This window comes from Ureibacillus sp. FSL K6-0786 (assembly GCF_037965165.1).
GTDB classification, from domain to species: domain Bacteria; phylum Bacillota; class Bacilli; order Bacillales_A; family Planococcaceae; genus Ureibacillus; species Ureibacillus thermosphaericus.
The window spans coordinates 1999067-2012817 of the sequence record NZ_CP150191.1; the positions used below are offsets into that span (position 1 = coordinate 1999067).

General features: G+C 39.3%; 12 protein-coding genes and 1 pseudogene. 5 read left to right on the top strand and 8 right to left on the bottom strand.

The window, feature by feature from the left end:
* Positions 1–2019: 2019 nt before the first annotated feature.
* Positions 2020–2253, top strand: a pseudogene (locus NSQ18_RS09815) (hypothetical protein); the annotation flags it as partial.
* A gap of 586 nt (positions 2254–2839) precedes the next feature.
* Here the strand turns inward: NSQ18_RS09815 and NSQ18_RS09820 are convergent.
* Positions 2840–3160 (bottom strand): hypothetical protein, encoded by a 321-nt coding sequence (locus tag NSQ18_RS09820; RefSeq protein WP_016839178.1) that lies wholly within the window; start codon positions 3158–3160, stop codon positions 2840–2842.
* A gap of 296 nt (positions 3161–3456) precedes the next feature.
* Between NSQ18_RS09820 and NSQ18_RS09825 the strand changes: the two genes are divergently transcribed.
* Both NSQ18_RS09825 and NSQ18_RS09830 read left to right on the top strand, forming a co-directional pair.
* The gene (locus NSQ18_RS09825; protein ID WP_016839179.1) at positions 3457–4239 is read left to right on the top strand and encodes an enoyl-CoA hydratase-related protein; all 783 of its coding nucleotides are present in this window, start codon (positions 3457–3459) and stop codon (positions 4237–4239) included.
* Between the two features lie 484 nt (positions 4240–4723).
* Positions 4724–4867 (top strand): hypothetical protein, encoded by a 144-nt coding sequence (locus NSQ18_RS09830; RefSeq protein WP_172597779.1) that lies wholly within the window; start codon positions 4724–4726, stop codon positions 4865–4867.
* A gap of 154 nt (positions 4868–5021) precedes the next feature.
* Here the strand turns inward: NSQ18_RS09830 and NSQ18_RS09835 are convergent, their stop codons facing one another.
* The 4 genes from NSQ18_RS09835 to NSQ18_RS09850 all read right to left on the bottom strand — a co-directional run bounded on the left by NSQ18_RS09835 (position 5022) and on the right by NSQ18_RS09850 (position 9494).
* Entirely contained in the window at positions 5022–5831 is an 810-nt protein-coding gene (locus NSQ18_RS09835) for a TatD family hydrolase (protein ID WP_016837944.1), read from the bottom strand.
* A 167-nt stretch (positions 5832–5998) separates the two neighbouring features.
* Positions 5999–7240: an aminopeptidase gene (locus NSQ18_RS09840; protein WP_168412207.1), complete on the bottom strand. Its 1242-nt coding sequence runs from the start codon at positions 7238–7240 to the stop codon at positions 5999–6001.
* A 75-nt stretch (positions 7241–7315) separates the two neighbouring features.
* The gene (locus NSQ18_RS09845; RefSeq protein WP_016837942.1) at positions 7316–7855 is read right to left on the bottom strand and encodes a ribonuclease H-like YkuK family protein; all 540 of its coding nucleotides are present in this window, start codon (positions 7853–7855) and stop codon (positions 7316–7318) included.
* A gap of 109 nt (positions 7856–7964) precedes the next feature.
* Positions 7965–9494, bottom strand: coding sequence for an alpha/beta hydrolase (locus tag NSQ18_RS09850; RefSeq protein ID WP_339287899.1), 1530 nt, complete (start codon positions 9492–9494; stop codon positions 7965–7967).
* A gap of 226 nt (positions 9495–9720) precedes the next feature.
* On the opposite strand from NSQ18_RS09850, the gene NSQ18_RS09855 reads away from it, so the two are divergent.
* Entirely contained in the window at positions 9721–9912 is a 192-nt protein-coding gene (locus tag NSQ18_RS09855) for a hypothetical protein (protein WP_016837940.1), read from the top strand.
* Positions 9913–10024: 112 nt separating this feature from the next.
* Here the strand turns inward: NSQ18_RS09855 and sstT are convergent, their stop codons facing one another.
* Together sstT and NSQ18_RS09865 are read right to left on the bottom strand one after the other, a co-directional pair.
* Positions 10025–11236 carry a serine/threonine transporter SstT gene (gene sstT, locus NSQ18_RS09860; protein ID WP_339287900.1) on the bottom strand — a complete coding sequence of 404 codons (1212 nt, stop codon included), beginning with the start codon at positions 11234–11236 and terminating at the stop codon, positions 10025–10027.
* 187 nt (positions 11237–11423) lie between these two features.
* Positions 11424–11843, bottom strand: coding sequence for a DUF1284 domain-containing protein (locus tag NSQ18_RS09865; protein WP_016837938.1), 420 nt, complete (start codon positions 11841–11843; stop codon positions 11424–11426).
* 204 nt (positions 11844–12047) lie between these two features.
* On the opposite strand from NSQ18_RS09865, the gene NSQ18_RS09870 reads away from it, so the two are divergent.
* Positions 12048–12248, top strand: a complete 201-nt coding sequence (locus tag NSQ18_RS09870) for an alpha/beta-type small acid-soluble spore protein (protein WP_016837937.1) — start codon at positions 12048–12050, stop codon at positions 12246–12248.
* A gap of 94 nt (positions 12249–12342) precedes the next feature.
* Here the strand turns inward: NSQ18_RS09870 and NSQ18_RS09875 are convergent, their stop codons facing one another.
* A complete protein-coding gene (locus NSQ18_RS09875) occupies positions 12343–13638 on the bottom strand; it encodes an arsenic transporter (RefSeq protein WP_016837936.1) in 1296 nt (431 codons plus the stop codon).
* Positions 13639–13751 lie beyond the last annotated feature (113 nt).

The following is a 13751-nucleotide window of genomic DNA, read 5'->3' on the forward strand; positions in this document are numbered from 1 at the left end:
GTAATTGATAATCCATCATCGATATAGAATAGGCCTATTACATCACCTTCAGTAAGTTCCACTTCTCCTGCTAATGTGACCGTTCCATTACCAAGAACACCTCTTATGTTAACTAATGCTAAACTAATGTTCAAAATTGGGAATAGTCCTACGATTAAATCATCGCCGGTAGTAATATTACGTACTGCAAATGCCGGGTTGCCAGCAAATGATATAGATAAAGCTACAGTTGTACTATAACTGATAGTTGCTGCGATTGAGTATCTTCCAGTAGCTGGAACTGTAAAGACACCAGTAGTAGGATCAAAGCTAGTTGTATTAAAGTATGGTGGAGCTACACTCCAGTTGCCAAGCTGAGTACCTGTGGATACACTAGCTGCTGTTCTAACTGCCGAGAATCCTTCATCTGCAAAGTTTGGTCCAGTCGGTCCAGTTGGTCCCGTAGGTCCCGTAGGTCCCGTAGGTCCCGTAGGTCCAGTCGGTCCAGTCGGTCCAGTCGGTCCCGTCGGTCCCGTCGGTCCCGTAGGTCCCGTAGGTCCCGTAGGTCCCGTAGGTCCCGTAGGTCCAGTCGGCCCAGTCGGTCCAGTCGGTCCAGTCGGTCCCGTCGGTCCCGTAGGTCCAGTCGGTCCCGTTGGTCCAGTCGGTCCAGTCGGTCCAGTCGGTCCAGTTGGTCCCGTAGGTCCAGTTGGTCCCGTAGGTCCCGTAGGTCCAGTCGGCCCAGTCGGTCCAGTCGGCCCAGTCGGTCCCGTAGGTCCAGTTGGTCCAGTCGGTCCAATTGGTCCCGTAGGTCCAGTCGGCCCAGTCGGTCCAATCGGTCCAGTTGGTCCAGTAGCACCTTGAGGTCCCGTAGGTCCAGTAGGTCCAATCGGTCCAGTTGGTCCAGTTGGTCCAATTGGTCCAGTCGGTCCAGTCGGCCCAGTAGGTCCAATCGGTCCAGTTGGTCCAGTAGCACCTTGAGGTCCCGTAGGTCCAGTTGGTCCCGTAGGTCCCGTAGGTCCAGTCGGTCCAATTGGTCCCGTAGGTCCAGTTGGTCCCGTAGGTCCCGTAGGTCCAGTCGGTCCAATTGGTCCCGTAGGTCCAGTTGGTCCAGTAGGCCCAGTTGGTCCAGTCGGTCCAATTGGTCCCGTAGGCCCAGTTGGTCCAGTAGCGCCCTGAGGTCCCGTAGGCCCAGTAGGTCCAGTAGCGCCCTGAGGTCCCGTAGGTCCCGTAGGTCCAGTCGGTCCAATTGGTCCCGTAGGCCCAGTTGGTCCAGTAGCACCTTGAGGTCCCGTAGATCCAGTAGCGCCTTGAGGTCCCGTAGGCCCAGTAGGTCCAGTCGGTCCAATTGGTCCCGTAGGCCCAGTTGGTCCAGTAGCACCTTGAGGTCCCGTAGGTCCAGTTGGTCCAGTATCACCTTGAGGTCCCGTAGGTCCAGTAGCGCCTTGAGGTCCCGTAGGCCCAGTAGGTCCAGTAGCGCCCTGAGGTCCCGTCGGTCCCGTCGGTCCTTGAGGTCCCGTAGGTCCAGTAGCGCCCTGAGGTCCTGTAGGTCCAGTCGGTCCAGTCGGTCCTTGAGGTCCAGTAGGTCCAGTAGCACCTTGAGGTCCAGTAGGTCCCGTCGGTCCTTGAGGTCCCGTAGGTCCAGTAGCGCCCTGAGGTCCTGTAGGTCCAGTCGGTCCAGTCGGTCCTTGAGGTCCCGTAGGTCCAGTAGCGCCTTGAGGTCCCGTAGGCCCAGTAGGTCCAGTCGGTCCTTGAGGTCCCGTAGGCCCAGTAGGTCCAGTCGGTCCTTGAGGTCCCGTAGGCCCAGTAGGTCCAGTCGGTCCTTGAGGTCCCGTAGGTCCTGTTGGCCCTGTCGGAATTGAAGGTAAATTAATATCTACAATTGCAGAACCTTCAGTAACTTCAATATCCAATGTATCAGATCTAATAGTTAAGGTTTCACCTAAACGGATTGTGGCAATACCTGAATTACCTTGCACATAGAATAAGAACTGATTTGGATCAAATACTCCCGTAGGTCCCGTAGGTCCAGTAGCGCCCTGAGGTCCCGTAGGTCCAGTAGGTCCAGTAGCACCTTGAGGTCCCGTAGGTCCAGTAGGTCCAGTAGCACCTTGAGGTCCCGTAGGCCCAGTCGGTCCAGTCGGCCCAGTAGGTCCAGTAGCGCCTTGAGGCCCAGTCGGCCCAGTAGGTCCAGTAGCGCCTTGAGGTCCAGTCGGCCCAGTCGGTCCAGTAGCGCCTTGAGGTCCTGTTGGCCCCGTTGGTCCAATGTCGCCTTGAGGTCCAGTAGCGCCCGTAGGTCCAGTAGGTCCAGTAGGTCCAGTAGGTCCAGGCGGTCCTGTAGGTCCCTCAGTTGAAATTAACTTTGTAACTTGCTTTAGTTTATTGTCCAATAATAATTCTTTCTTAATTGACATTGCGATTGTATCATGAACACTGCTATTAACTTGTAACAGATCATCAAGCGTTGCTGCTGGTGATAGCCCAGAAATACCCGGAATTGTTCCTAACGCATATTGGATTTTTTCACCCTCAGCATTAAGAATATGAGCTAAACTTAATTCTTCCATTGCAATGGAAGCAAGCAATAAGTTTATGACATCAGCTCTGCTAATGGTTATATTGGGGGTAATGTTTGGTAGATTGGGCTGAGACATTCCATAACTCCTTTCCTTTAAAATGTAAATGTCTCACCATGGCATTAACTAAGAACCTTAAATAGTTAATGACCATTGGTAATACAGTCGTTAATAATCTATTCTTTCTTGAAAAGGAGATAAGGAATAAAAGCCTATTTGCGTTGAAAAACCCAATTCTTAATTCAATAAACAAATTTCATAGATTTTATTACAATAAAGTTGAAAAATTAATAACACCTATGCTTATTCTTCAGTAATTCGATTACTTGTTTTAATTTATTATCTAATAAAAGTTCCTTCTTGATTGCAGTAATTAAAGTATGATTAACACTGTCGTTAATTTTCAGGATTAATTCAGCAGTAGTTGGAAGATGAGAACATGATTCGTTCATCTTTTCAATTGCAAATTGAATTTTTTCACCTTCTGCATTAATGATGTGAGCTAAACCGATTTCTTCTAAAGCAATAGAAGCTAATAAAAGGTTGATGACATCTTCACGATCTATACGAATCTTAGGTGAGATGTCTGGAATGTTAGGCATTGACATAGAATACGCTCCCTCCACATAAACTCTAACGTACGTAAGATTAGGCATACATACAATAGTAATATATTCATGAATTGATTAGGGGTTCATTTGTCGATATTGATGGAGTAATCGATTTATACTCACGAATAAAGGGGAAGGGGTGAGGCGAAAAGGCGAGGACTGGGACATCTCTGCTTAATCAATATAGTAATCTAAGTAACAGAATAAAATTGTAGAAAAAAGTAAACTGATTTATCTTGACCTCAAATATCAGAAGATTCAAAATAAAGATATCAATGAAAAGGGGTGGAGAAATGAGGTATCTACAATACCGCCAAACAGAGGAGATTGGCTATATTACCATCGATAATATGCAGGAGTTTAACACCTTAACGATGGCATTATTAGAAGAATTGGACAATCTTTTGAAGCAAATTGCCAAAGCACGTGAGGTGAAAGTAGTAGTTTTTGAAGGTTCAGACAAAGTTTTTTGTGCGGGTCATAGTTTGCGAGAGATTGAATCGATGACAGAGAATGAAGTACTCAAACTTTTCCAAACATGTCAAACAGTTATGCGAACAATACGAGAGTTGCCGCAACTTGTTATTTCAAAGGTAAAAAAAGCAGCGGTTGCGGCTGGTTGCCAATTAGTTGCTGCAAGTGATATGGCTATCGCTAGTGAAGATGCTAAGTTTGCAACACCCGGAATAAATAGTGGACTATTTTGTAGTACCCCGGCAGTATTTTTAAGCCGCAATATTGGAAGGAAAAAAGCAGTGGAAATGTTGTTTACAGGAAACTTAATTTCTGCTGAAGAAGCGCTTCAACATGGGTTGGTTAATAAAGTGGTTCCCCCTGAATTACTAGATATCGAAACAGAAAAATTAGCAAAAGAAGTAACGAAGCAAAGCTTAAATATCATTGAACTTGGGAAACGACAATTTTATCAGCAAATTAATATGGAAGATTTCCAAGCACTTAATTATGCTACAGAAGTAATTGCTCTAAATAGTAAGCATCCAGATGCTCAAGAAGGAATTCGCGCTTTCTTTGAAAAGCGTCAACCAGTATGGACGGATTCCAAAACGGTTATATAGTAAAAATAAGTTTACATTTTTAAAAAGGAGAATTTGAACAAAAAACAAATTCTCCTTTTTTAGTGCGCCTGGCATGGGTGTAATCTATAGGGTGTAAGTCCCGAACTGTGAAGGCAGAAGTAACAGTTAGCTTAACGCAAGGGTGTCCGTGGTGACGCGGAATCTGAAGGAAGCGAGCGGCAAACTTCCGGTCTGAGGAACACGAACTTCATATAAGGCTAGGTATCATTGGATGAGTTTGCTAAACAAAACAAAGTCCTTTCTGCCAAAGGTGGTACAGAGTAAATGAAGCAGATAGATGGAAGGAAAGATTACATTCTTACCCGGGGAGGTCTGGCGGATATGTGAAGTACGCTTCATAACCTACTTAGTGATAAGTAGCTGAACCGTCAGAAGTCAGCAGAGGTCATAGTATTAGTTGGTTTAGAACTACTAAGAAGGACCGAACAATTAAGAGAGAATAGCCCTTGGCATTCAGTGAGTCATGATGAACACAGAAAACGTAGTACCTCACTTGAGGAAGGAAGCGGTGAATCCCGTGGGGGACCTCTTGGAGGGTGGAGTGACCACTGGCATAAAGAGAACAGCTATTCACGGAAGTTATAAAGACTTGCGTCAATCATCTTAATTGAACCGCCGTATACGGAACCGTACGTACGGTGGTGTGAGAGGACGGGAGTTAATCGCTCCCTCCTACTCGATTATCTTCATTAATTTGTTAAAAAACAGATGCTTATTATACTGATTATTCCAATCATGTTTGTTAAATCAATTTGAATTTGCTAAATATCCAATGAAGGTTCCGGTAAATTGAAAAGTTTACGTGTATTCTCTGTTGCATGTTTCGCAACCACTTCCGGTTTGACGCCCATAAATTTAGCGATTTCATTTACGATATGAGGCAAGAAGGAAGGTTCATTTCGCCGATTTTTTGGTCTATTTTCCATATTCCTAGGAAGAAGGTAAGGTGCGTCTGTTTCGATTAATAATCGGTCAAGTGGTATGTATTTTACTGCATCTTGCAAGGCTTGCCCTCTGCGCTCATCACAAATCCAGCCGGTGATTCCTATATAGAATCCCATCGATACGTATTTTTTCACTTGCTCTTTATTCCCTGTAAAACAATGGACCACCGATTTTTCGGTCATATCCATAAAGTTTGCAAAAATTTCGCAAAAACGATTGTGAGCATCACGTTCGTGCAAAAAGAGAGGCATCGAAAGTTTTCTTGCTAAATGTAGATGGGCTTCAAAACACTCTTCTTGAATATCTTGGGGAGAAAACATTCGATTGAAATCTAGACCGCATTCACCAATGGCAACGACTTCATCATACTGTGCTAATTGTTCCAACTCATCGATTGTGTTATTAGTAAAAGTTTTGGCATCGTGGGGGTGAATACCGGCAGTTGAAAACAACACATTTGGATATTCTTTTGCAATTTCTAAACCCTGTTTACTGTTCCTTAAACTAGTGCCAGTAACAATCATTTGAACTACTCCATTTTGAAGTGCACGTTCAATAACTTCACTTCGATCATTTTGGAATTGTTTATCTAATAGATTAACTCCAATATCGATTAAATGCTGCATTAAATTTCCTCCACTATGTATTCAAAATTAATGTGAAAAGCATTATAAAAACAATATACTGACAAAAAGGTGATTTCAAGAATAATGAGTTAAATCTATGGATATTGTATGGAGTAAATAAAAGGAGAACTTGAGTAAACCCAAATTCCCCTGTCTCATTTTTTGTATTAGAATGCCCAATCGCCTTTGCGGAAAATAGGAACGATGGAGCCATCTCGTGTTATTCCATCAATATCCATTTCTGCAGAACCAATCATAAAGTCCACATGAACGTTTGAAATATTTAAACCTTGGGCACGCAATTCTTCTTCGCTCATTTTTGTACCACCTTCTATTGTAGAGGGGTAGGCGGAACCAATCGCGATGTGATTTGAAGCATTTTCATCAAATAATGTATTGAAGAATGTTACGCCCGATTGGGAAATTGGAGAAGGATCAGGTACAAGTGCAACTTCTCCCAAGCCGGTAGCTCCTTCATTTTCAAATACAAGTTTTTTAATAACTTCATCGCCTTTTTCTGCGGAAATATCCACAATCTTTCCGTCTTTAAAATGAGCTACAATGCCTTCAATTAATTGTCCTGCATAACTTAAAGGTTTCGTGCTGCGAACGACTCCGTCCATGCGGCGAGTATCGGGTGCTGTGAAAAGTTCTTCCGTTGGCATGTTGGCAATAAATTGCTCACCTTTTGGATTATAACTTTCTGCACTTGTCCAGATGTGATTTTTTGGCAACCCTAATTTAAAATCAGTTCCTGGCGCCTTGAAATGCAGGGCTTCAAATTGGTATTCATTTAATTTTGTTGCTTTTTCATTTAATAAACTTATATGTTTGTCCCATGCAGCAATTGGATCGTCCTCATATACCCGGCAAGTTTTAAAAATTTGATTCCATAAAGCATCGACTTGTGCTTCAGTAGTTTCTAAGTGAGGGAACATTTTATTTGCCCAAGCGCTGCCAGCTGCTGCTGCAACGGTCCATTTCAAATCGTTATTTTGTGTTGCTTTTCGTTGAACTTGGAAGGCTTGACTAGCTGCTTTTTGGAATGCAGCTACTTTTGCTGGATCCGCTGAATCAAGTAAACTTGGATCGCTAGAAAGGATGGCAAGTCTCGAAACGCGCTTATTTAACACATGGTCTTCTGATTCCTCAATTTCATATGGAGGAATGTCCGTTAGTACTTCTGTAGGCTGATGAAGATAATGTAATTTAGTAATTTCATCATCATTCCATTTGATAATCACTTTTTCAGCACCTAATTCGTAAGCCTCTTCTGTAATAAGTCGAGCGAGTTGAGCTTGCTCAACGGAAATTGTTATTTTCACCCAATCACCAGATTGAACATTTATTCCTTTTGACACTAATAGTTTTGCATATTTTCTTAAGAGTTCATCGAAATTTTGTAACATATCTATTCCTCCACATGTGTTTTTTCCAATTTTATCATATTCATAATAGAATGATTCAAGGAATACATTGTATGGTTATTTCTTTGTAAAACGATTCGCATAGGTGCTTGCAACAAAGGAGTCTGGTTTAATCTTTGCTTCAATTCCAAGGGAGTTCATTCTCGCAATCATTTCATTGACAAAGACGCTTGTTTTGTTTCGATTTCCGCTTCCAATATCGATATGTCCTTCAATGGTGAAGCTAGCTCCTTTATATACATAAGGTAATACGATATTTATTAACTGCTCTATTTTTTCTTCTGTAAATAAAGAAACGACTTCTTCGGTTAAAGAGGTTTCGTAAGAAATACGTTCATGTAAGTTTGTCATTCTCCTTGGGACAATGACTTTTCGAAAACATGCCCAAACGCCCTTTCCTTTTTGCTGAATGACAATTCCGGTAATAAATTTTGTTTCTTTACTAAATACTTGTGAATCTGTTCCAAACATTAAAACAAAATTACCGGTTGGTTCTTTTCTCATAAACTGTACAATTGCGTCGAAAACTTGCTCGAAAGTCATGTTCTTTTGACTCAAATTTTGAAAGGTTCCGTCTGTTATTCGATCGCTCTCCATAGAGATCTTACCTTTCTTAAGTTGTTATTGAATTAGTACAGTTTATTCACTATTAGGACATAAATGTGCTTTTCCAATAGTACAAAAAAGACCCAATCATTTGGGTCTCTTATTTTATGCACGGTTCAATTTCATTACCTGTTTTGATATCGATAACTTTTTCATTATGAAGAGGAGCAGGAATCGTCTTGCTTTCTGGTGGTTGGATATTTTGTTCTACCCAATCCACCAACAAATTAAATGCTTGATGCGCATACGGCAACAATGGTTGAAGTTCTTTGTCTGGATCTGTTGCTGGATTCCAAACGAGTCCATCTACATGATTACCATTTTCTATAATATATAATCGATGTAAATGTTCTCTTTTCGCTCGTTTCACTAATTTTTCATATCCTTTTGCATGAATTTCTGGGAATATAAGCGTATCTAATGATCCTGTAATACTGATTAACGGGACTTCAATCTTACCTGTATTTTCGATTTCTTTTATATTATCTTTGATTAATTTTCGTCTTTGATTATACTGATAGTTTTTGAAAATATGGTCAAAGGATCGATCACGTAAGCCGTTCTCATCAAATCTTAAGTAATTTGGCCATTCTATCCGATTAGGTGCAGTTGGATCAAAATGGTCACGATAAATGTTTAACGTGACAAACCAATATATTTGGTCATGATAAACCCATAATTTTTCAGATCCTTTTGGAACGCCTGCTTTAAATAATTCTTTTATCGCTTGTTCCTTTGCTTTTCCGCTACCATAAAGGGCTTCTTCTGCATGGTTGACAACAGAAACTAACGAACTTATGAGATTAGGGGCTTTTTCTGTCCAAAGAACACCTTCCCAGTCTACACCGCCATCGAAAAGTCGCGGTTCTCCGGTTTTTTCAGGGTTATCATTTTCCAATGCGAAACGAACAACATAACCTCCATTTGAGATTCCAATGGCATATGTCGGCACTTTATGATCTGGCCGAATTAATTTGCTTGCAGGATTTGAAGCATCATTCGGGTTAATAAGTCGGTCGCTAAAATTGTTTATCAAATATTGATGTGAAGCTTTAGTAATTTGTCTAAAACGAAGATGCCATTCTCGAACAGAATCATCTTCATCAACTAAAGCATTTTTCACTTTTGCCAATGGATCACCTTCGACTTCAGTGCCTTGAGTTCCTTTATCAATCGCTGCAAAAGCATACCCTTTTTCAAGAACAAAATCGCTAAATAAAAGATCTGTTGAGGTTTCATTTCTTGTTGCTGGAATGCCTGAAACGACTAATTTGCCATTCCACTGGTCAGGTACTCGAATGACAAATTGTGCATCATCAAATGCACCGGTTACTTGAGTGCCTGTTATTTTTGCAGGTTTATACATTTGAAACCAACCTGTTTCCTTTTCTGGGTCACCCCAATAAATGGGAGCTATTATATTGTTGCCATAAAGGTTAGCTTTTTCAAGTTGTTCAGGATTCAATGTTGTGAGCCAACGATCATCTTGTCCATCAAAATAAGTAACTTTTACAGAATGTGCTCCAGGGATAATTTCTTCATTTGCATGGGCTGCTGCACCTCCACCAATTGAGTGAGCACCAAAGAAGAGCAATGGGGTTAATGTAATTCCAATTAGTTTTCGATACAAAGAAAGGCCCCCTTTATAAAACGAATTTACTCTATTTCTATATTCAATTTTCTTACAATTTATGAGATGTATTCAGCTTTTCTGTAACTATTTGGTAAATGGAGTTAAATGGTTATAACAAATTTGATATAATTTATTCATATTAAAGAAAATTCTTTTAATTACAGGTGAAAAAAATAAAAAAACATCATAAAATATAATTAAAACGAAAATAGGAGGAATGCTGATGATAACCGGTCAGTTAGAGCGGGCATTTCAGTTAGCTGAAAAGCATCGTCTCGAAGTTAGTACCATTTTAGAATTAAACAAAATCATAAGGAAGGAAATTAATTCGACCCCTATGGTAGAAGAAAAAATCCTTCAACAAGTCATTAAGATATTGGAAAATAATAAAAGATTACTTAGGGAGGCAACTTAGGAATTGGAAAAACATGTTGAATTATATGGTGATATAGACGAATTTGATTAAAGGCACTGCTCTGTAATAAGAAATGAGAGCAGTGCCTTAATAATTTATACATATTCTATTATTAATTTGATTTACGCTCTTTTGCCCATTCAGCTGTTGCTGTAAATAATACGTCGGATGATGAATTTAATGCAGTTTCACAAGAATCTTGTAATACGCCAATAATGAATCCAACAGCTACAACTTGCATAGCAATATCATTGGAAATTCCAAAAAGACTACAAGCGACAGGAATTAAAAGCAATGATCCTCCAGCGACACCAGAAGCTCCTGCAGCAGAAAGTGCAGAAAGTACTACTAATATGATAGCGGTCATTACATCTACTTCAATTCCTAGTGTATGGCTTGCTGCAAGCGTTAATACAGAGATTGTAATTGCAGCTCCCGCCATATTAATTGTGGCACCTAATGGAATAGATACAGAATAAGTATCTTTATTTAAACCTAATTTTTCACATAATGCCAAATTGACTGGAATGTTTGCAGCAGAACTACGTGTAAAGAACGCAAAAATTGCACTTTCTTTTAATGTCATCCATACAAGCGGATATGGATTTTGCTTTGTAAAAATAAATGTGATGAGCGGGTTTATAACTAACGCAACAAAGAACATGCAGCCTAGAAGAACGATTAGCAATTTTCCGTATTCAACTAATGTGGAAAGACCACTTGTTGCTATCGCATCAAAGACAAGCCCCATAATACCAATAGGTGCAAATTCAATTACCCATTTCACAATTGTTGAAATTGCTTCTGAAAGATTGTCAATCATGGTTTTTGTTGAGTCTGCTGCTTTCTTAAGCGCAATTCCTAGAAGAACAGCCCAAGCCAATATGCCAATGTAATTTGCATTCATAAGAGCATTTACCGGATTACTAACAACATTAAAAAGCAACGTTTCAAAAACTTCTGCAATACCTTCTGGAGGAGACACATCTTCAGCACTCATTTTTAATGTCAGTGTCGTTGGGAAAATGAAGCTGGCAATGACACCGATTGCACCAGCGGAAAAAGTACCGATAGCATAAAGAATTAAAATCATTTTCATATTGGTTTTTGTTCCGCTTCGATGGTTTGCGATTGCTTGAATAACCAATACCAATACGAGTACTGGTGCCACGGCTTTTAATGCACCGACAAACAAGTTTCCGAAAATGGATACCCAACTGAAAGTATCAGGTATTGTAATAGCTAGAAGAATACCTAAAATTAAACCGATTAAAATTCGTTTGACTAAGCTAATTTGACTCCATGTATGAAATAGTTTTTTCATAAAAACCTCCAAAGATTAAAATCTTGCTTATGAATACAAATGTTTACACCAAAAGGACATTTAAGATAGATATAGTTTAGCACGAATTTTTAAAATCCAAAGAAATTTGTTATTTCGGAAAAATGTAAATAGTATTTATATTTAGATAAAATAAAAAATCTCCTCACCAGGAGATTTTTATAAATGGTTATTTATTTACTTCCCATAAACCTTCGCCATTTAAGATTCTTTGGATGCCTGCTTTACATACACCATAGGAACGCCATGTACAACTTTCACAAAGAATATCTATATCTTCAGGAGTTGCGAATTTTTGTATGCGAGACTCAATTTCTTCCCAAGTGAGAGTTTGACCAATCTGTATCCCTAACTTTTCCAAAATTTGTTTATCTCTTATGTAGATGTTTTCATCTTGACAATGATATTTTCCGCAGTTTGGGTATTTTTCGCAAATTTGATCGATGCCCTCGATGATGTGAATTAAGGTCTTGGGGTTTTTCCTAAGTTCTTGGTGAATGCGCTTCATATTTTCCGCAAATTCTTTAGAATATCCCATACCTCTAAAGCCAACAAGGCAAAATAAATGATGCCCTCGTATTTTATACATGAAATGCTCCTCCTAAAGTTAACGTTAACTAACTAACATATTAACATACTGATTAGGAGGAAAAAATTAGAATATATGACACTATTGTAATAATGTTACAACTTAAATAATCTGTTTTTTCCAGTGAATCTCAATGTTCCCTACATTTCTAAAGTATTAAAAGCTATAGCTTGAGCATTCTAATGGCACAAGGAGGTGAACAACATGACAAATCGTAGTTCTAACAAACTAGTATTCCCAGGGGCAGAAGCTGCATTGAATCAAATGAAATATGAGATTGCACAAGAGTTTGGCGTAAACCTTTCACCAGATACTTCTTCCCGAGCTAATGGTTCAGTTGGTGGAGAAATTACGAAACGTCTTGTGCAAATGGCTCAACAACAATTGAAAGGAAACTCAGAATAATTGGCAATAATAAACACACCTAAGTTCAAATGTTCTTAGGTGTGTTATTATTGTAACCATTATAATTAAATTTTACTCATATAAAAATAAAGAATCAAAATAATAATAACGTCAAATATAAACCAACTAATGTGAAGAATAGTATTGGAAGTGTCAGGATAATCCCCATTTTAAAATAAGCTCCCCAAGAAATTTTAATCCCCTTGTTTGAGAGTACATGTAGCCACACAAGCGTAGCAAGTGAACCAATTGGTGTAATTTTGGGACCTAAATCTGAGCCGATTACATTGGCATAAATTAAAGAATCGCGAATTACACCTGACGTGGAAGTTTCCGCTATTGCTAATGAGTCAATCATAATTGTAGGTAAATTATTCATAACTGAAGATAAGAAGGCTGCAATATACCCCATTCCAATCGTAGTAGTGAATAATCCTCCTTGCACTGTCCATTCAATAACATAGGCTAGTCCTTTCGTGAAACCTGCATTTCCTAATCCATAAACGACTAAATACATACCGATGGAGAAAAATACAATATTCCATGGCGCTCCTTTTATTACGGCTTTTGTATTGACTGCTGAACTTTTTCGAGCCATCGCCAATAAGAATATCGCCATAATCCAACCAATAATACTAACGGGTACATGAATCCATTCAGCTGAAAAATAACCGGTTAATAAAATTGCCATTACCGGCCACGCTAATTTAAACATCTTTTCATCCCGTATGACTTCCCGTGGGTTTTTTAGCATCATTACATCATACTTTGATGGAATAGATTTCTGGAAGTATAAAAATAGAACGATAATGGTTGCTATTAATGAAAAGAAATTAGGAATAATCATTCGTAAAGAGTATTCCATAAAGCTGATTCCAAAAAAATCTGCTGCGATTACGTTTACTAAGTTACTTATTAAAAAAGGGAGGGAAGTAGTGTCAGCTATAAAACCACTAGCCATAATAAAAGGGAAAATCATTTTCTCATTAAAATTTAAATTTCGAACCATTGCAAGAACAATAGGGGTCAAAATTAATGCTGCACCATCATTTGAAAAGAAGGCTGAAACAAAAGCTCCAAGAACTGTAACGTAAATGAACATTCTAATACCGTTCCCTTTTGCTATGCGAGCCATGTGCAGTGCAGACCATTCAAATAAACCAATTTGATCCAATATTAAGGAAATGATTATAATCGCAATAAATAATAATGTCGCATTCCAAGTAATGTTTACAACTTCAAAGACGTCATTAATATCCACTACTCCAACAATCAATGCAACTATTGCGCCACAGCAGGCTGACCAACCGATATTGATATTTTTTGGTTGGCGAATTACGAGTATGAGCGTGATGATAAATATTAAAATGGCTAATAGTAAATTGAGCAAAATCATATCCTCCAACAAAGTTGAATTGTGACATATTGAAGATAAAAAAAATAAGCACTTATGAATTTAGTTAAATGCCTAAAATTCACAAATGCTATTATATCACTATTCAT